Source organism: Kluyvera georgiana (assembly GCF_050990895.1).
Classification (GTDB): Bacteria; Pseudomonadota; Gammaproteobacteria; order Enterobacterales; family Enterobacteriaceae; genus Kluyvera; species Kluyvera georgiana.
Map to the genome: position 1 here is coordinate 136,084 of NZ_CP158865.1, position 17,069 is coordinate 153,152.

14 protein-coding genes are annotated in these 17,069 nt (G+C 55.7%); 6 read left to right on the plus strand and 8 right to left on the minus strand.

Going from position 1 to position 17,069, the window contains the following annotated elements:
* The first annotated feature begins 86 nt into the window (after nt 1-86).
* Nucleotides 87-833: a MurR/RpiR family transcriptional regulator gene (locus ABTW00_RS00690; protein ID WP_433638185.1), complete on the plus strand. Its 747-nt coding sequence runs from the start codon at nt 87-89 to the stop codon at nt 831-833.
* Here ABTW00_RS00690 and ABTW00_RS00695 read toward each other — a convergent pair whose 3' ends face one another.
* The 4 genes from ABTW00_RS00695 to ABTW00_RS00710 all read right to left on the minus strand — a co-directional run bounded on the left by ABTW00_RS00695 (nt 834) and on the right by ABTW00_RS00710 (nt 7,270).
* A complete protein-coding gene (locus ABTW00_RS00695; RefSeq protein WP_433638187.1) occupies nt 834-2,213 on the minus strand; it encodes a glycoside hydrolase in 1,380 nt (459 codons plus the stop codon). It abuts the gene before it with no gap.
* Between the two features lie 14 nt (nt 2,214-2,227).
* The gene (locus ABTW00_RS00700) at nt 2,228-3,799 is read right to left on the minus strand and encodes a PTS transporter subunit EIIC (protein ID WP_433638189.1); all 1,572 of its coding nucleotides are present in this window, start codon (nt 3,797-3,799) and stop codon (nt 2,228-2,230) included.
* A gap of 279 nt (nt 3,800-4,078) precedes the next feature.
* Nucleotides 4,079-5,755: an AsmA family protein gene (locus ABTW00_RS00705; RefSeq protein ID WP_065357237.1), complete on the minus strand. Its 1,677-nt coding sequence runs from the start codon at nt 5,753-5,755 to the stop codon at nt 4,079-4,081.
* Between the two features lie 123 nt (nt 5,756-5,878).
* Nucleotides 5,879-7,270, minus strand: a complete 1,392-nt coding sequence (locus ABTW00_RS00710; protein ID WP_433638193.1) for a nucleobase:cation symporter-2 family protein — start codon at nt 7,268-7,270, stop codon at nt 5,879-5,881.
* Nucleotides 7,271-7,553: 283 nt separating this feature from the next.
* Between ABTW00_RS00710 and gltS the strand changes: the two genes are divergently transcribed.
* Complete coding sequence (gltS, locus tag ABTW00_RS00715) at nt 7,554-8,756, plus strand: sodium/glutamate symporter (protein WP_064540907.1); 1,203 nt, start codon at nt 7,554-7,556, stop codon at nt 8,754-8,756.
* Nucleotides 8,757-8,889: 133 nt separating this feature from the next.
* Here the strand turns inward: gltS and glpK are convergent, their stop codons facing one another.
* Nucleotides 8,890-10,398: a glycerol kinase GlpK gene (gene glpK, locus ABTW00_RS00720; RefSeq protein WP_064540909.1), complete on the minus strand. Its 1,509-nt coding sequence runs from the start codon at nt 10,396-10,398 to the stop codon at nt 8,890-8,892.
* A gap of 21 nt (nt 10,399-10,419) precedes the next feature.
* Nucleotides 10,420-11,268: an MIP/aquaporin family protein gene (locus ABTW00_RS00725; protein WP_064540911.1), complete on the minus strand. Its 849-nt coding sequence runs from the start codon at nt 11,266-11,268 to the stop codon at nt 10,420-10,422.
* A 420-nt stretch (nt 11,269-11,688) separates the two neighbouring features.
* Here ABTW00_RS00725 and zapB point away from each other — a divergent pair, with 420 nt between their 5' ends.
* The 4 genes from zapB (at nt 11,689) to ABTW00_RS00745 (ending at nt 15,375) form a co-directional block, all read left to right on the plus strand.
* A complete protein-coding gene (zapB, locus tag ABTW00_RS00730; protein ID WP_100249963.1) occupies nt 11,689-11,934 on the plus strand; it encodes a septal ring assembly protein ZapB in 246 nt (81 codons plus the stop codon).
* A 207-nt stretch (nt 11,935-12,141) separates the two neighbouring features.
* Entirely contained in the window at nt 12,142-13,149 is a 1,008-nt protein-coding gene (locus tag ABTW00_RS00735) for a sulfate ABC transporter substrate-binding protein (protein ID WP_433638198.1), read from the plus strand.
* A gap of 92 nt (nt 13,150-13,241) precedes the next feature.
* Nucleotides 13,242-13,997, plus strand: coding sequence for a CDP-diacylglycerol diphosphatase (locus tag ABTW00_RS00740; RefSeq protein ID WP_433638200.1), 756 nt, complete (start codon nt 13,242-13,244; stop codon nt 13,995-13,997).
* A 73-nt stretch (nt 13,998-14,070) separates the two neighbouring features.
* Nucleotides 14,071-15,375 carry an SLC13 family permease gene (locus ABTW00_RS00745; RefSeq protein ID WP_433638202.1) on the plus strand — a complete coding sequence of 435 codons (1,305 nt, stop codon included), beginning with the start codon at nt 14,071-14,073 and terminating at the stop codon, nt 15,373-15,375.
* A gap of 147 nt (nt 15,376-15,522) precedes the next feature.
* Here ABTW00_RS00745 and tpiA read toward each other — a convergent pair whose 3' ends face one another.
* Entirely contained in the window at nt 15,523-16,290 is a 768-nt protein-coding gene (gene tpiA, locus ABTW00_RS00750; protein ID WP_064540923.1) for a triose-phosphate isomerase, read from the minus strand.
* 108 nt (nt 16,291-16,398) lie between these two features.
* A complete protein-coding gene (locus ABTW00_RS00755) occupies nt 16,399-16,995 on the minus strand; it encodes a DUF1454 family protein (RefSeq protein WP_433638205.1) in 597 nt (198 codons plus the stop codon).
* Nucleotides 16,996-17,069: the final 74 nt, after the last annotated feature.

Here is a 17,069-nt window from a genome sequence, read left to right on the forward strand (position 1 = left end):
TTATATTCATTCCGAATGAGTGACCTGATACACAGACAGTAAAGGGCATATCAGATATGCTATTTTTATTTAATGCCGGAGTGGGTATGGAACTGGAAAATATCTTCCGTGATGTCTCCTTCAATAAAACGGAATTAACGGTGCTGCGTTATATTCAGAACGATCCCGAACAGTGTTTGCGGGAGGGGATTCGTTCGGTCGCGGCGCGTTGCTACAGTAATCCATCTTCATTGGTCAGATTATCAAAAAAGCTTAACTTCAGCGGCTGGCTTGAAATGGTTTATTTCATTAAGTTTAATATTACGTTGCCGCGGCTTGATGTAACCAATGATATCAACTTCATGCATATTCAGCCGCCTGAGCAACTGCCGCAGTTATTGCAGAATCTTCGCCAGCAGCGCATTCTTATTCATGGCAGCGGCTTTTCGCAGCTGATTGCCCAGTATATCTATAATAAGTTCCTGGTAACGGGGGTGAACGCCAGCCTGGCGCTATGGCCAGATTATGAAATTCTGGAGCAAAAAGCCGCGACGAAATTTGACGCAATCTGGATTATTTCTAAATCGGGTCGCAGTAGTTCATCCTTAAGCTGGGTGAAAGCATTAGAAGGTAAGGATATCGATCTCGTCTGTTTTACCGGCGATTATCAGAGCCCATTATCACAAGCCGCGAATACGTCATTTATTATTCATGATCCTCAGAAATATGATGATGATATTTACTGGAGCAATCCCTTCTTTGGGTACTGTATTTTGGGTTTTGAACGCCTGCTTAAACTGTGGTTCGATCAGGAACAGGGCAAGGGAACGGGCCGTTCCCTTGCCGGAGCGTGATTACTGCCAGCCTTCACATTGGGTGTCGCTGAGGTAGTCGTTCACCAGCGCGGTGGCCAACGACCATGAACCGACCAGTGGATGCGCCATCAGGGCGCGGACGGCTAACTCTCTGTCGCGGTTGAGGATCGCCGCGACGGCCAGCCGCTCGTACTCTTTAACGCACGAAATCATATTCTTTTGTGCGTCCGGTACGTGATGCGGGGTGACCGGCTGCAGCCCGTTTTTGCTCAAATCGCAGCTAATTTCAATAACATCGTCTGGCTTCAGGAAGTCCAGCGTACCGTTGTTGGACATTGACACCACGATGCGCTTGGTGGTCGTGCTGTTGACGGCATCCAGGATATCCAGCGCGACGCCCGCGTAGCCGCCGCTATCAGGTTCATCAATAAATTGCTGCAGCGTCAGCGCATCGCGCGTATTGAATTTCTCCTGCTGCGATTCGCTTTGCATGTAGCTGTTTTCGCGGCGCAGGTAATGCTTCATCCAGATATCAAAGGCCTGGCCCGGGTTGGCTTTCACATCTACCGCAGCCAGCTCCTGACGCATATCGCGGTTGATACGGGCAATCTGCTCGCCACGCGTTTCCGACGCGTTCTGAATCGCGGCCAGCGCCACTTCGCGGTAGTAGTAGTAATAGAGATATTCATTCAGTAGCTGGTTATCACACAGGCGCACTAATTCAGGAGAGAAGTATTGCATCGCCGTGTGCTCATAGAGTGCCGGAAGATTCACCAGCCGCTCAGTGACGTCTTCGCCTTTCACCGTGAAGTGGGTGAACCAGGAGAAGTGGTTGAGCCCGTAGCACTCTACCTTCAGATCTTCTTCATCACAGTTAAGAATGGTCGGCAGCTCGCGGATCAGTTCTGATGGCGCATCGCAGATGCCGTAGACCTGGCGCTTAAAGCCAGATTTGATGATAGCTTCGGTGACCAGACCCGATGGGTTGGTGAAGTTAAACAGGATGGCATCCGGCGCGGCATGTTCTTCGATCAGCCGACAATAGTTGAGGATCGCCGGAATAGAGCGCATGGCCATCGCGAAGCCGCCTGCGCCGGTAGTCTCTTGCCCCAGGGTGTTGTGCCGTAACGCGATACGTTCGTCGCGAATTCGGCTGTCATCGCCGCCCACGCGCAGCGTGGTAATCACGTAGTTGGCGTCTTTCAGCGCCTCGACGGGATCGGTGGTCAGTGAGAAGTGAATGTCCGGACGCAGCGTATTAAAAACATAGCGCGCAATTTCACCAAAGATGGCCAGATTTTCCGTGGAGTTATCGAGAAAAACGACCTCCTTTAAACCAATACGATACGCATTCCAGGCCAGAGATTTTGCCAGAAAAGCCGAGCGGACGCCGCCGCCACCTAAAACGGTTAATTTCATCTTATTTTCCTCAATTAATGCGTAGTGAGCCAGTTATCAACGTGCGTCCGAATTTGTCCTACTTTGACACCGTATATAACCTGTACTTCGTTTTTATTTCTGACGACTCCGTTAGCCCCCGTGGTTTTTAATAGCGCCTCATCGATCTTATCGAGGTCATGAATCGCCACGCGAAGTCGGGTAAAACAGTTATCTACTGAAATAATATTTTCTTTACCGCCAAGCCCCTGGATAATATCGTCCGTAGTGCTATTTCCCGTTTTGGCGGTGGCTTTTATTTTTTCACGATATTCAGCTTTGCTATAAAGTTTGACGTCATCATCGTCCTCACGTCCCGGTGTTTTAAGATTCAGTTTCAGGACCAGGGTACGGAATATCAGGTAATAGACCGCGAACTGCCCACAGCCAATCAGGATGTAACCCGGCCAGCGCGTTAATGACGCGGGTAACGGCAGGTTATAGATAATAAATTCAATCAGCCCTGACGCTCCCCACGGTCTGACGGTGAAGATATCGCAGATAGCCTGCGAAGCGGCGGTCAGCGTAGCGTGAATGACCCACAGCAGCGGTGAGACAAATAAGAAGGTGAACTCAATCGGCTCGGTGATCCCGGTGAGCATCGAGGTAATGATAGCGGGCAGCAGAATGGCTTTCGCCAGCGCTTTTTTCTCCGGCTTCGCCGTGTGGTAGAAAGCCAGTGAAGCGCCCGCAAGGCCAAAGATGGTAGTCATTCCCTGCTGTGAAAAACGCAGTGCGTCGTTCATCACCGGAGTGAGGTCCGGGTGACGCATATAGGCGAGAAAAATGGCCTGGGTGCCGGAGACGGTTTGTCCATCGACGCTGAGCGTACCGCCAATCTGCGTCAGCTGGAACGGCGACCAGACGAAGTGGTGCAGACCGGTTGGAATCAGGAATTTCTCAAAGAAACCGTAAACGAAGACCCCGGCCACGCCCGCATTTTTCATAAAGCCGGTCAGGGCGGCGATACCATGGGTCATGAACGGCCAAAACCAGGTAAAAGCAATAGCGTAAGCGATGACAACGGGCGTCATCGCGATAAGCGTGAGCTTTGCGCCACCGTACATCGAAAGCGCGCCGGGCAGTTCAATGGCGGAGACCTTGTTGTGCACCCAGGCGATAGTACAGCCGAGAATAATCCCTAAAAATATCCCCATATCAACGACGACAAAACCCAGGAGCTGCGTTTGCCCGGTGCCGTAATATTCGCCGTTAATTTTTTCGGCAATCCCACCGGTAAATTCCAGCCATGAGTGGTTAGCGCCAAGGAACATAATGAAGCACATCACTGAAACCAGTGCGACTTCGGTTTTTTTATCTTTTGCCAGGCCATAGCTAATGCCCACGCAGAATAATAAACCCAAATTACCGAATAACGGCCAGAACGTATCCCCTAATAGTTGGCCAAGTTGGTGGAGAAAACCGGTTTCCGAAAATAAAGTCGGGTTAGTCAGAACTGAACTTAAAGCCAGGATCAAACCGATAACAGGAAGAAATAATACTGCTCCTATCATCGCTCTGGAGAACTTTTGCATATTCTCCAGAACACGTTGGCGTATTCCAGACATAATAGAGGTTCCTTAAATGTAGGGCGTTTTTAATTATTGATATGCACTTCCAGTGAGTGAGTTATAGCAAGGATGGATGACGTGCGGAACCTGTTGCGAAGAATAGGCACAAACTGGCAGGAAATGAAAACAGGTTTCGGGGGAGCCCCCTCACCTTAACCCTCTCCCCGAGGGGGAGAGGGGACCGATTGTGCGGCTAGCATGTTTGGTTGTCTCCCTCGCCCCTTTGGGGAGAGGGCCGGGTGAGGGGAAACACTTGCACAATCTCGCCTGGCCGGGCTACTTCACCACGCCCCCCAGCATCTGCTGCGTGACTTCCTTCTTATCCATATTCACCGCATGCAGCTGTCCATTCACCGTCGGTTTTAGCGGTGCATCCGCTTGTACATTGCCGCTGGCCGTAAGCTGAACATTGCCATCGCCGTCGATCGGCAATGCGGGCCAGCCCCACTGCTGGAGCACGTTCAGCGGCACGCCGCGACCGTTAAGCGTGACGCGGGTCTGGCGCTGCGGCTGCTGTGAGACCGTGGCGGTGGCTTCCAGAATCCCTTTCTCGGTAAAGGCGCTCAGTTCGCTGATGTTGACCTGAGAGGCATCAGCGTTCAGCGTCATGGACGGGCGGCGGACGTCAACGCGGTTAAAGGTCGCCGCCGCACCGTTCAGCGTCGCGCTGCCGCCCCACACGCCCCACTGGCGGTTTTTAACCAGTTGCAGGTTGGCGCCGTAGCCGTCCAGCGCGGTGATCTGCCACGGGAAGGCCGGGTCGATATCGATAATCAGGTTACGGCTGGCGCCGAATTTCTTCAGCGTTACGCTTTGTAGCCACGGCGGCAGTTGCTCCATCCACAGCGTTTTCCAGTTCTCCGGCAGCGTATACTCCAGCCCGGCGAAGACCGCATCGTCCAGCACCAGGGCGTTAGCGTCGCGCAACCAGTTGCCGGAGCTGCGCACCATCCCCCCTTCCCAACGTGAGGTGAACTGCCGCAGCGCGATGCCCTGCGGCGAGAATTCCGCGTTGAGAATCGGGTCGAGCAGGTGCAGAGAACCGTAGATAAATTCGCTGGCGTTGAGCGACAATTTTCCATCGCTGCTCTGCCAGCCGCCCTGGCTCAGCGTCAGGTTGCGCAAGTTCAGGTCCAGATCGGTGACCGCCCAGTCTGGCCCCTGCAAGCGCGCATCGGTCACGTCGAGCCGGCCAATCTGTAATGACGGTACGGTGGTCAGCGGGGCAAGGAAGTCGAGCAGCGATTTATCGCTTTGCATGCGGATATCGTTGAGGCGCAGATTATCAACCACCCAGCTGCCGTCCGCGTTGCGGCGGGCATTGCCCGTCAGCGAGCCACGCGCCATATCCGCACCGACGGTGGTCAGGGTAACTTCATCGTTATTGATATCGCCCTCAATCAACACGTTGGTGGCCGGTACGCCGTTCAGCGCCAGCGAGCCTGCGCTCATTTGAATACGCGCTTTTTTGCCCAGCACGTTGCCGGCTTCCGGCGCCCACGGCATCACGCCGCCGGAGACACGCTGCGCGCTCAGCTCCCAGCCGGTTTCCGGGCTGTTGAGCGCCATATTGCTCAGCTGTAGGCGGTCGGCGACAAACGGCAGCGGCGCGGTGGATGGCGACAGGTTAAGGGTACCGTCCTGTAAAAGAATGGTATCAACATGCAGCGGATCGGTAATTTGCCGCGAGCTTAGACCAATATCTACGGTTTTCGCGACCAGCGTCGCGGGCTTGCCATCGCGGCCAAAAGTGACGTTTTGCAGCAGGATATGCGACGGGGACGAGAAGCGGTGATCCATCGCATCGAACTTCACCTGCCAGGTGGTGTTGTCGCTGAGCCACTGGCTGATGTGGCGCGCGCCCCAGCGCGTTTGCAGTAGAAAGTAAAAGGCCAGAATCACCAGCAGCAGGGCGATCAGCAGCCAGATAATGAGCTTTCCAAGAAATTTCATGATCTTCCGTCCTGAGAATGGCACATAAACCTGTTATGCATGATTTATGCGCAATCCTCAAGGCGGGAATCGTTTTATTCGATGTCAGCGGCAGTGGCTAACGCGCCACTGCCGCGAGGTGAATTACTCTTTCTCTGGCGGGAAAACCAGGTTCAGAATGATGGCGGTGATGCCGCCCGCGGCGATGCCGGAAGAGAGCAGGTTTTTCAGCCAATCTGGGGCAAACTGCAGAATCTGCGGCTGCTGGGAAACGCCCAGGCCAACGGCCAGCGACAGCGCGATAATCAGAATGGCGCGGCGGTTCAGCGGCTCGCGGGAAACGATGCGCACGCCGGAGGCAGCGATGGTGCCGAACATCACCAGCGTTGCGCCGCCGAGGACAGGTTCCGGAATGTGCTGTACGAAGCCGCTTACCGCCGGGAACAGGCCAAGCACGATCAGCATCAGCGCTACCACAAAGCCAACGTAGCGGCTGGCGACGCCGGTCAGCTGAATAACGCCGTTGTTCTGGCCGAAGCAGGAGTTCGGGAAGGTGTTGAACACCGCGGAGACGCAGGAGTTGAGGCCGTTTGCCAGCACGCCGCCCTTCAGGCGCTTCATATACACCGGGCCGGAAACCGGCTGCTCGGAAACGTCAGAAGTGGCGGTAATGTCGCCGATGGTTTCCAGCGAGGTGATCATAAACACCAGCATCAGCGGCAGCAGCAGATTCCAGTCGATGCCGAGGCCGTAGTACAGCGGGGTGGGGATCATAATCAGGCTGCTATTGGTCGGGGCCGCGTTTTCCGGCAGCATGCCGAGGAACCAGGCAATCAGATAGCCCGCTGCCATCGCGATCACCAGCGAAGCGATGCGCAAGTACGGGTTACGCTGGCGGTTAAGCAGAATAATAATGGCCAGCACTACGCCTGCCAGCAGCAGGTTTTTCGGTGCGCCGAAGGTATTGTCGGCCATGGCCGCATAGCCGCCGCCGATGGAGGTCAGGCCGACCTGAATCAACGACAGGCCGATAATCATCACCACCACACCGGAGACCAGCGGCGTAATCACGCGGCGCGCCAGGTGCAGCACGCGAGATAAGACCATCTCGGTGCAGCTTGCCAGCATCAGGGTGCCAAACAGCGCTGCCATCATCGTCGGCACGTCCGCGCCGCCGGTTTTCAACGCCGTGCCGCCCATAATCAGCGGAGCCACGAAGTTAAAGCTGGTGCCCTGAATCGACAACAGACCAGAGCCTACCGGGCCCCAGGCTTTAATCTGAATGATCGATGCCACACCGGAAGCGAATAACGACATGCTGATAATGTGCTGAGTATCTTCAGCCGGCAGGCCAAGGGCCTGACAGATCAGCAGCGCTGGGGTGATCACCGCGACAAACATCGCCAGCAGGTGCTGGAGTGCGGCGAAGAGGGTCTGCGGAAGCGGCGGACGGTCTTCCAGGCGGTAAATCAATTCGCTGGTTTGCTTATGCGCAATCGGTTGCGCATTGGCTTGTTCGAGTGTGTTAGAGGACATCTCAGAGGCAATCTCGTGGTGGAAAAGTGGCGATTTTAGCGGACTGGTTGGTAAAAGCAAACGGTTGCTTTCGTGCGCGGTAAATTATTGCGGAAAATAACCATGCCAGGTGCGCGTGTTTAACCGCGTGCGTTAACGAAAATGCTGACAAATAATACCTTTTTCTATCACTTTAGCGCTTTTCATGATTACACTTTGGGCCGATGCCTCAAGAAGAGGCGATCTCGACATCGGAAAATTGTCGCGTGTGAATGGATCATGCGTTTAGTCAGGAGCTGTAATTATGTTTCATCTCGATACCTTATCGACGCTCGTTGCCGCAACGCTCGTATTGCTGCTGGGACGAAAGCTGGTCCAGAGCGTTTCCCTTCTCAAGAAATACACCATTCCCGAGCCCGTCGCGGGCGGCCTGCTGGTGGCGCTTGCGCTGCTGGTGCTGAAAAAAAGCCTGGGTTGGGAAATCGACTTTGATATGAGCCTGAAAGATCCGCTGATGCTGGCTTTCTTCGCGACCATTGGTCTGAACGCGAATATCGCCAGCCTGCGCGCGGGCGGAAAAGTGGTGGGCACATTCCTGATTGTGGTGGTCGGCCTGCTGCTGCTGCAAAACTCGCTGGGTATTGGGATGGCGAAGCTGCTGGGGCTGGATCCCTTAATGGGGCTGCTGGCGGGCTCGATTACGCTGTCGGGCGGTCACGGTACCGGCGCGGCGTGGAGCAAGCTGTTTATTGAGCGCTATGGTTTTGAGAACGCAACCGAAGTGGCGATGGCTTGCGCAACCTTCGGGCTGGTGCTCGGTGGATTGATTGGCGGCCCGGTTGCGCGTTTTCTGGTCAAACACTCCTCGTCGCCGGAAGGCACGCCGGATGACCAGGCGGTGCCGACCGCGTTCGAAAAGCCGGACGTTGGCCGCATGATTACCTCGCTGGTGCTGATTGAGACCATTGCGTTGATCGCCATTTGCCTGACCATCGGCAAAATTATTGCGCAACTGCTAGTGGGAACCGTACTGGAGCTGCCAACGTTTGTTTGCGTGCTGTTTGTCGGCGTCATTGTCAGCAACGGTCTGGCATTACTGGGTTTTTATCGTGTTTTCGAGCGAGCGGTTTCCGTATTGGGCAACGTCAGCCTGTCGCTGTTTTTAGCCATGGCGCTGATGAGTCTCAAGCTGTGGGAACTGGCGTCGTTGGCGTTGCCGATGCTGATTATTCTGTCGGTGCAGGCGCTGGCGATGGGGCTGTATGCTATTTTCGTCACCTACCGCCTGATGGGCAAAAACTATGACGCGGCGGTGCTGGCGGCGGGCCACTGCGGTTTTGGTCTTGGCGCGACGCCGACGGCGATTGCCAACATGCAGGCGATTACCGAGCGTTTTGGGCCATCTCATATGGCGTTCCTGGTGGTGCCGATGGTGGGGGCGTTCTTTATTGATATCGTCAACGCGCTGGTGATTAAGCTGTTCCTGCTGCTACCGATGTTTGGTTGAAATAAAAATGCCGGAGCTTATCTCCGGCATTTTTTTGCCTGATGGCGCTACGCTTATCAGGCCTACAGGCGGTATCTCACCGTAGACCGGATAAGGCGTGTTCGCGCCGCCATCCGGTATCCCCGCTCGGTGCTTACTCGTCGTGTTCTTCCCACGCTAACGCGCGTTTCACCGCTTTCTTCCAGCCGCTATAGCGGAAGTTACGCTCGGTGGTCTCAATCCCCGGACGGAACTCGCGCTCAATCACCGCTTTCTCCTGCAGCTCATCCAGATTCTGCCAGAAGCCCACCGCCAGACCGGCCAGGTAGGCCGCGCCGAGCGCCGTCACTTCGCGCACTTCCGGACGCTCAACTCGAGTACCCAGAATGTCGGACTGGAACTGCATCAGGAAGTTGTTGGCCACCGCGCCGCCGTCTACGCGCAGGGCGTGTAGACGAATGCCGGAGTCTGCCTGCATCGCTTCCAGCACGTCACGGGTCTGGTAGGCGATGGATTCCAGGGTGGCGCGAATAATGTGGTTTGAATTCACGCCGCGCGTCAGGCCGAAAATCGCGCCGCGCGCATACGGATCCCAGTACGGCGCGCCCAGGCCGGTAAAGGCAGGCACCACGTACACGCCGTTGGTGTCTTTCACTTTGGTGGCGAAGTATTCAGAGTCGAATGCGTCGCTAATCAGCTTCATTTCGTCACGCAGCCACTGAATGGACGCGCCTGCCATAAACACCGCGCCTTCCAGCGCGTAGTTCACCTCGCCGCGCGGGCCGCAGGCGATGGTGGTCAGCAACCCGTGGCTGGAGGCCACCGCTTTCTCCCCGGTGTTCATCAGCATAAAGCAGCCGGTACCGTAGGTGTTTTTCGCCATCCCTTCTTTCACGCACAGCTGGCCGAACAGTGCCGCCTGCTGGTCACCGGCAATCCCGGCGATAGGAATACGCGTCCCGCCTTTACCGCCAATGTTGGTCTGGCCGTACACTTCGGAAGACTTGCGCACTTCCGGCAGCATGGCGCGCGGGATGTCCAGCGCGTCCAGCATCTTGTCATCCCATTCCAGGGTGTTGATGTTGAACAACATAGTGCGCGAGGCGTTGGTGTAGTCGGTTACGTGGACGCGGCCCTGGGTCATTTTCCAGATAAGCCAGGTGTCGACGGTGCCGAACAGCAGTTCGCCGCGCTTCGCACGCTCACGGGAACCTTCCACGTGGTCGAGGATCCACTTCACCTTGGTGCCGGAGAAGTACGGGTCCACCACCAGGCCGGTCGCTTTACGCACGTACTCTTCCATCCCGTCACGCTTGAGCTGCTCGCAGATATCCGCCGTACGACGGCACTGCCAGACGATGGCGTTATAAATCGGTTTCCCGGTTTCACGCTCCCACACCACGGTGGTTTCACGTTGGTTGGTAATACCAATAGCGGCAATCTGATCGGAGTTAATGTCGGCTTTTGCCAGCACTTCAACCAGCGTGGAGCTTTGGGTCGCCCAAATTTCCATTGGGTCGTGTTCTACCCAGCCTGGCTTCGGATAAATTTGTTCAAACTCACGCTGCGACACGCTGATGATGTTGGCGTCATGATCCATAACGACGGCGCGGGAGCTGGTCGTGCCCTGGTCGAGCGCAACGATGTATTTTTTGTCAGTCATAATGAACGTTCCGTAGTCAGATTACAGCGAAGCATTGTGTTGATTTTGGCTGGAGACCGCTTTCGGCTCTTCAACCTCGCAGGTGTCGCAGGGCAGGTGGCGACCGATCAGCTTGCGATAGCTGAACGCACCCAGTGCTGCACCGACGATAGGCGCGCACAGCGGCACCAGGAAATACGGGATATCTTTGCCGCCGGTGAAGGCTACGTCTCCCCAGCCTGCCAACCAGGCGAACGCTTTCGGCCCGATATCACGCGCCGGGTTCATCGCAAACCCGGTCAGCGGGCCCATTGAGGCGCCAATAACGGCGATCAGCAGGCCAATCAGCAGCGGCGCCAGCGGCCCGCGCGGAATGCCGTTACCATCGTCGGTCAGCGCCAGAATCACGCCCATCAGGATAGCGGTAATCACCATTTCTACCGCGAATGCCTGCACAAAATTGATATGCGGGTTTGGATAAGTAGAGAAAATACCCGCCAGCTCAAGACTTTCGACGCTGCCGCGCACCATATTGTGCGTGTGTTCGAAGTCGATGAAAAGATTGTAGTAAAGCCCGTAGACCAGCGCGGCGGCGCAGAACGCCCCGGCAAACTGCGCAACGATGAACGGGATGACCTTACGGCCATCAAAGCAGGCAAACAGCCACAGCGCGATGGTGACTGCCGGGTTAAGATGTGCGCCGGAAACCCCGGCGGTCAGATAGATGGCCATCGCCACCCCCAGACCCCAGATGATGCTGATTTCCCACTGGCCAAAGCTCGCACCCGCGACTTTCAGCGCCGCAACACACCCCACGCCGAAAAATATCAACAACCCGGTACCAAGAAACTCTGCGATGCACTGGCCTTTTAACGTTGATGACTGGCTCATAATCGGAATCCTGAAGACTAATTGATGATTATTGTGTTCATGAGCATTCATGACGCTCATGTTACCTTGTAGGTATAGTGTTAATTTATCGTTAACGAGCGTAAACGAGAAATATCGAAATCAAAATGTGTGTTGCTCGTCAAGAAATGAGCGTTTTCGCGCCAAAAAGCGAACGATTTCGCCGCAAAAAATGTGAGGAGAGAAACATTCCGCACGCTAAAGCGTTAACAATTTATTGCATATTGACGCTAACGCTCCAGGTCTATGCCGAAAATTGCGGAGAACCGCAATCTACAGGCTCTGGCGCTGGACAGGGGCGGCGGGGCTTCATACAATCGACCACAAGCCGTGCGCTTATTTACGTTAAGGCGTCACCGGGGTTCCGGGACGATATCAACGCCTTGCAAGATCAGGAGAGGTATGACGATGTCATTAGAAGTGTTTGAGAAACTGGAAGCGAAAGTTCAGCAGGCGATTGATACCATCACGCTGTTGCAGATGGAAATCGAAGAGCTGAAAGAAAAGAACAACACGCTGGCGCAGGATGTACAGTCTGCACAGCAGAGCCGCGAAGAGCTGGAGCGTGAAAACAACCAGCTGAAAGAACAGCAGAGCGGCTGGCAGGATCGTCTGCAGGCGCTGCTGGGCCGCATGGAAGAAGTCTGATTCCACCTCTCCCCGGGCAGTCATTATCGCCTGGGGAAGTTTTCCCCTCCTCGCTGATTTTCCCTGTTGAGTGAATTCGCGCATCCGCGCATTGCTCGTTTCCGTATATTTCAAAACGGCATAATCAATCTTTTTTTATTCTTTAATCATCGTTTCGATTTCTGGCAGGCTAGCCTCATTACAACACAACAGATAAGAGAGCGGGCGATGAACAAGTGGGGCGTAGGGTTAACTCTTTTGCTGGCTTCCACCAGCGTACTGGCTTCCACCAGCGTACTGGCTAAGGATATCCAATTACTGAACGTGTCTTACGATCCGACGCGTGAACTGTACGAACAATACAACAAGGCGTTCAGCGCGCACTGGAAAAAAGAGACCGGTGATAACGTGGTGATTCGTCAGTCACACGGCGGCTCTGGCAAGCAGGCCACTTCCGTGATCAACGGTATTGAAGCTGACGTCGTGACGCTGGCGCTGGCCTACGATGTTGATGCGATTGCCGAGCGTGGCCGTATCGACAAAAACTGGATCAAACGCCTGCCGGATAACTCCGCGCCGTACACTTCTACCATCGTGTTCCTGGTCCGCAAAGGCAACCCGAAACAGATTAAAGACTGGAACGATCTGGTGAAACCGGGCGTTTCCGTCATTACTCCGAACCCGAAAAGCTCCGGCGGCGCACGCTGGAACTACCTGGCTGCCTGGGGCTACGCGCTGCACCACAACAACAACGATCAGGCCAAAGCACAAGATTTCGTGAAAGCGCTGTATAAAAACGTCGAAGTTCTGGACTCCGGCGCCCGCGGATCCACTAACACCTTTGTAGAACGCGGCATTGGCGATGTGCTGATTGCGTGGGAAAACGAAGCGCTGCTGGCGGCGAACGAACTGGGGAAAGACAAGTTTGAAATCGTCACCCCGAGCGAATCTATTCTCGCCGAGCCGACCGTCTCCGTGGTTGACAAAGTGGCTGAGAAAAAAGGCACCACCGCGGTGGCGGAAGCCTACCTGAAGTACCTCTACTCGCCGGAAGGCCAGGAAATTGCGGCGAAGAACTTCTATCGTCCGCGTGACCCGGATGTAGCGAAGAAGTATGAAAATGCGTTCCCGAAACTGAAGCTGTTCACCATTGATGATGAGTTCGGCGGCTGGACAAAAGCCCAGAAAGAACACTTCTCCAACGGCGGCACCTTCGATCAGATTAGTAAGCGTTAATCTCCCTCTGACGCCCGGCAAATTTGTCGGGCGTTTTCTTTTAGTCATCAAAGTACGCTACTCTTCCCCCTGGTTTTTTCTGGGGAGACAACATGACAAGGTTAAAATACCTGCTGGTCGCGCTGCTGGTGATGGTGATAGCGGCGAGTGCTGGCGGCTGGTACTGGCTGCATTCCGGCAACCCGGATGCCCTGCGTCAGATTGTGCTAAAGCAGTGCGTGCCGAACCAATTGCAGCATCGGACCCCTGCGCCGTGCGCCGACGTGAACCCGACAGGCGGCTACGTGCTGTTTAAGGACCGCAACGGCCCGCTGCAATACTTGCTGATGCCAACCTACCGTATCAATGGGACTGAAAGCCCACTGCTGCTAGACCCACTGACGCCAAACTTTTTCTGGCAGGCGTGGCAGCGTCGCATGATCATGAGCGATAAACGGGGTTCAGAGGTGCCGGATAGCGCCATCTCCCTGACCATCAACTCCCGTACCGGGCGGACGCAAAACCATTTCCATATCCATATTTCCTGCCTGCGCAAAGACGTTCGCGAGCAGTTGGACGGCGATATCGCCGCCATTAGCAGCCGCTGGCTCCCGCTGCCGGGTGGTCTGATGGGGCATCAATATCTGGCGCGTCGCGTCACTGAAAATGAGCTGGCGCAGCGCAGCCCGTTCCTGATGCTGGCGGAAGAAGTGCCGGAAGCACGCGACCATATGGGGCGCTTTGCGCTGGCGCTGGTGAAGCAAAGCGATGACTCGCTGCTGCTGCTGGCGACCGAGCGTAACCTGCTGACGCTGAACCGAGCTTCTGCCGAGGAAATTCAGGATCATCGCTGCGAGATACTGCAATAACCCTACCTAATCTGGCGTTTACCTGTCTGGCCTGTCGTCGTATTCTTGCTGAAAAAAACGACAGGAGACAGGTATGTCGCTCTGGTTTTCTCATCCTCTGTTCCTTCCCTCACTCATTGTTGGCGTCACCATCCTGCTATGGGCCACCTCTCTGCTGCCGGAGTTTATTACCGCGCTGCTGTTCTTTGCGGCGGCGATGACGGCGAAAATCGCGCCGCCGGACGTCATTTTCGGCGGTTTTGCCTCGTCGGCGTTCTGGCTGGTATTCAGCGGTTTTGTGCTCGGGGTGGCTATTCGCAAGACGGGATTGGCCGACCGGGCCGCGCGAGCGCTGTCGGCAAGGCTGACGGACTCCTGGCCGTTGATGGTCGCCAGCGTGGTACTTCTGAGCTATGCGCTGGCGTTCGTGATGCCCTCCAACATGGGGCGTATTGCGCTGCTGATGCCGATTGTGGCGGCGATGGCGAAACGCGCGGGCATCGAGGACGGTAGCCGTGGCTGGTACGGCCTGGCACTGGCGGTGGGTTTCGGCACCTTCCAGCTTTCCGCCACCATTTTGCCCGCCAACGTGCCCAATCTGGTCATGAGCGGGGCCGCAGAAGGGGCTTACGGCGTTCATCTGAACTATGTCCCGTATCTGCTGCTGCACACACCGGTGCTGGGTTGGCTGAAGGGTGCCGCGCTGATTGTGCTTATCTGCTGGCTGTTCCCTGGCAAACCGCATCCGCCGCGCGAACTTGAGCCATTGCCGCCGATGAGTCGTGATGAGAAGCGCCTGGCGTGGCTGCTGGCGGTAGTGCTCACGCTGTGGGTGACCGAGAGCTGGCACGGTATCGGGCCGGCCTGGACGGGGCTGGTCGCCGCGGTCGTCACGCTGCTGCCGCGCGTTGGGTTTATTACCGGTGAAGAGTTTGCCAGCGGGGTAAATATTCGTACCTGCATCTATGTTGCGGGGATCCTCGGGCTGGCGATTACCGTTACCCAGACGGGCATCGGTGCGGTGGTGGGCAACGCGCTGTTGCACATCATGCCGCTGAATGAAGACGCGCCGTTTACCAGCTTCCTCGCCTTGACCGGCATTACCAGCGCGTTGAATTTCATCATGACCGCCAACGGCGTTCCGGCGCTGTATACCACTTTTGCCCAGAGCTTCTCCGATGCGACCGGTTTCCCGCTGCTGAGCGTGATTATGATTCAGGTGCTGGGCTATTCCACGCCGCTGCTGCCGTATCAGGCCTCGCCGATCGTGGTGGCGATGGCGTTAGGGAAGGTGCCTGCGCGCGCGGGCATGCTGCTGTGCCTGGCGCTGGCGGCGGTGAGTTATCTGCTGCTGTTGCCGCTGGACTATGCGTGGTATCAGGTGCTGGGGAAATTATAATAACTTGCGCGGATGGCGCTGCGCTTATCCGGCCTACAAAATAATAAAACCGGCCGTAGGGCCGGTTTAACCAGGCATTGATTGCGTAACTCGTAGGCCGGATAAGGCGTTTACGCCGCCATCCGTCACGAATGCCGCGTCAATGTCTTACGCGTTTTTAGCTGCTTCCGCTGCTTTAACGATCACCGCGAAAGCGTCAGCTTTCAGGGATGCGCCGCCAACCAGCGCGCCGTCGATGTCCGGCTGGGTGAACAGCTCTGCTGCGTTGCCTGCGTTTACGGAACCGCCGTACTGGATGATAACCTGTTCAGCGATTTTCGCGTCAGCTTTAGCAATGTGGTCACGGATGAATTTGTGCACCGCCTGAGCCTGCGCAGGAGTTGCTGATTTACCGGTACCGATCGCCCATACTGGTTCGTAAGCGATAACCGCGCCTTCGAAGGCCGCCGCGCCCTGAGTTTTCAGAACGGCGTCGATCTGGCGTGCACATACTTCTTCAGTTTTGCCCGCTTCGTTTTCTGCTTCGGTTTCACCGATGCACAGAACCGGAATCAGACCCTGTTCTTTCAGCACGGCGAATTTCTTGGCGATCAGCTCGTCAGATTCTTTGTGGTAGGTACGACGCTCGGAGTGGCCGATGATGATGTAGGTTGCGCCAACATCTTTCAGCATTTCAGCGGAGGTTTCACCGGTGAAGGCGCCAGACAGGTTCAGGTCAACGTTCTGCGCGCCCAGGTGGATGTGGCTGCCCGCCGCGGCGTGTTTAGCCATATCGATATACATTTCCGGCGGAGCGATAGCCACGCCGCAGCCAGCCACGCCAGCCAGCTCTTTACGCAGGTTAGCAATCAGCTCGTTTACCATGTGGCGGCTGCCGTTCAGTTTCCAGTTACCCATCACTAAAGGATGTCGCATTTCGATTCTCCACGCTTGTCAGCGAATTAAGGAATATGGCCGCCCGTCAGGGCAGCATGGTCTGTGAAACAGTATAGAGATTGAAAGGCATGAAGGCTTTGCTTTTTATCATTTATTCTCCCCTTCAAGATTTTCAGATAGCGCCAGCTTAATCGGTTCAACGGCGAAGGTCAGCCCTTTTTCGCCGTTATCTGCGACAACATAGCGCACTGCGCCTTCGGTACTGGCAAAGTAATGTTTGCCTTTCCCTTGTGTCAGCAGCTTCTGTAATTTCTGCTGGCTTTGCTGTTTGGTTAGCGTGGGAATGACCGCACGCATCAGGGCGCTCATGTACTCCTGCGCTTTGGCTTTTGCCGCCTTCTGCTCCGGCCCCTGAATCGGCAGCCAGGTAATCTGAATCGACTTAATCTTCAGCGTGCCGCGCTCCAGCGCCGTCGAGGCGTAGAGGTTTTCATTTATCTTACTGGCGGCACGGGTAATGGTGAGCTGATCGCGGCTGGAGGTAATCGAGCGGAACTCGCCGAGCGGCAGGCTGGGGTTTTCGGTATTAAACTTTTCCCGGAACTGGCTGATGGAGAGATCGAACGCCGGGGCGCCCGTGAGCAGGTATGGGGCAACGGCTGCAGGCGTTTCCGCTGACAGTACGGTCTGACTAAAACTCAGCGAGATGAGTCCTGCCAGACAGAGCGTTATCCATTGTTTCATGCCAATCGTCCTCCTCTTTTCAGATGACGATTAAAACGGGAACCGCCTCGCTTGTCAAAATGTGCCCACTTCAG

What these genes read in the sequence shown, in the direction of transcription:
- ABTW00_RS00690 (WP_433638185.1), top strand. Translation starts at nt 87, where the DNA reads ATGGAACTGGAAAATATCTTCCGTGATGTCTCCTTCAATAAAACGGAA.
- ABTW00_RS00695 (WP_433638187.1), bottom strand. Translation starts at nt 2,213, where the DNA reads ATGAAATTAACCGTTTTAGGTGGCGGCGGCGTCCGCTCGGCTTTTCTG.
- ABTW00_RS00700 (WP_433638189.1), bottom strand. Translation starts at nt 3,799, where the DNA reads ATGTCTGGAATACGCCAACGTGTTCTGGAGAATATGCAAAAGTTCTCC.
- ABTW00_RS00705 (WP_065357237.1), bottom strand. Translation starts at nt 5,755, where the DNA reads ATGAAATTTCTTGGAAAGCTCATTATCTGGCTGCTGATCGCCCTGCTG.
- ABTW00_RS00710 (WP_433638193.1), bottom strand. Translation starts at nt 7,270, where the DNA reads ATGTCCTCTAACACACTCGAACAAGCCAATGCGCAACCGATTGCGCAT.
- gltS (WP_064540907.1), top strand. Translation starts at nt 7,554, where the DNA reads ATGTTTCATCTCGATACCTTATCGACGCTCGTTGCCGCAACGCTCGTA.
- glpK (WP_064540909.1), bottom strand. Translation starts at nt 10,398, where the DNA reads ATGACTGACAAAAAATACATCGTTGCGCTCGACCAGGGCACGACCAGC.
- ABTW00_RS00725 (WP_064540911.1), bottom strand. Translation starts at nt 11,268, where the DNA reads ATGAGCCAGTCATCAACGTTAAAAGGCCAGTGCATCGCAGAGTTTCTT.
- zapB (WP_100249963.1), top strand. Translation starts at nt 11,689, where the DNA reads ATGACGATGTCATTAGAAGTGTTTGAGAAACTGGAAGCGAAAGTTCAG.
- ABTW00_RS00735 (WP_433638198.1), top strand. Translation starts at nt 12,142, where the DNA reads ATGAACAAGTGGGGCGTAGGGTTAACTCTTTTGCTGGCTTCCACCAGC.
- ABTW00_RS00740 (WP_433638200.1), top strand. Translation starts at nt 13,242, where the DNA reads ATGACAAGGTTAAAATACCTGCTGGTCGCGCTGCTGGTGATGGTGATA.
- ABTW00_RS00745 (WP_433638202.1), top strand. Translation starts at nt 14,071, where the DNA reads ATGTCGCTCTGGTTTTCTCATCCTCTGTTCCTTCCCTCACTCATTGTT.
- tpiA (WP_064540923.1), bottom strand. Translation starts at nt 16,290, where the DNA reads ATGCGACATCCTTTAGTGATGGGTAACTGGAAACTGAACGGCAGCCGC.
- ABTW00_RS00755 (WP_433638205.1), bottom strand. Translation starts at nt 16,995, where the DNA reads ATGAAACAATGGATAACGCTCTGTCTGGCAGGACTCATCTCGCTGAGT.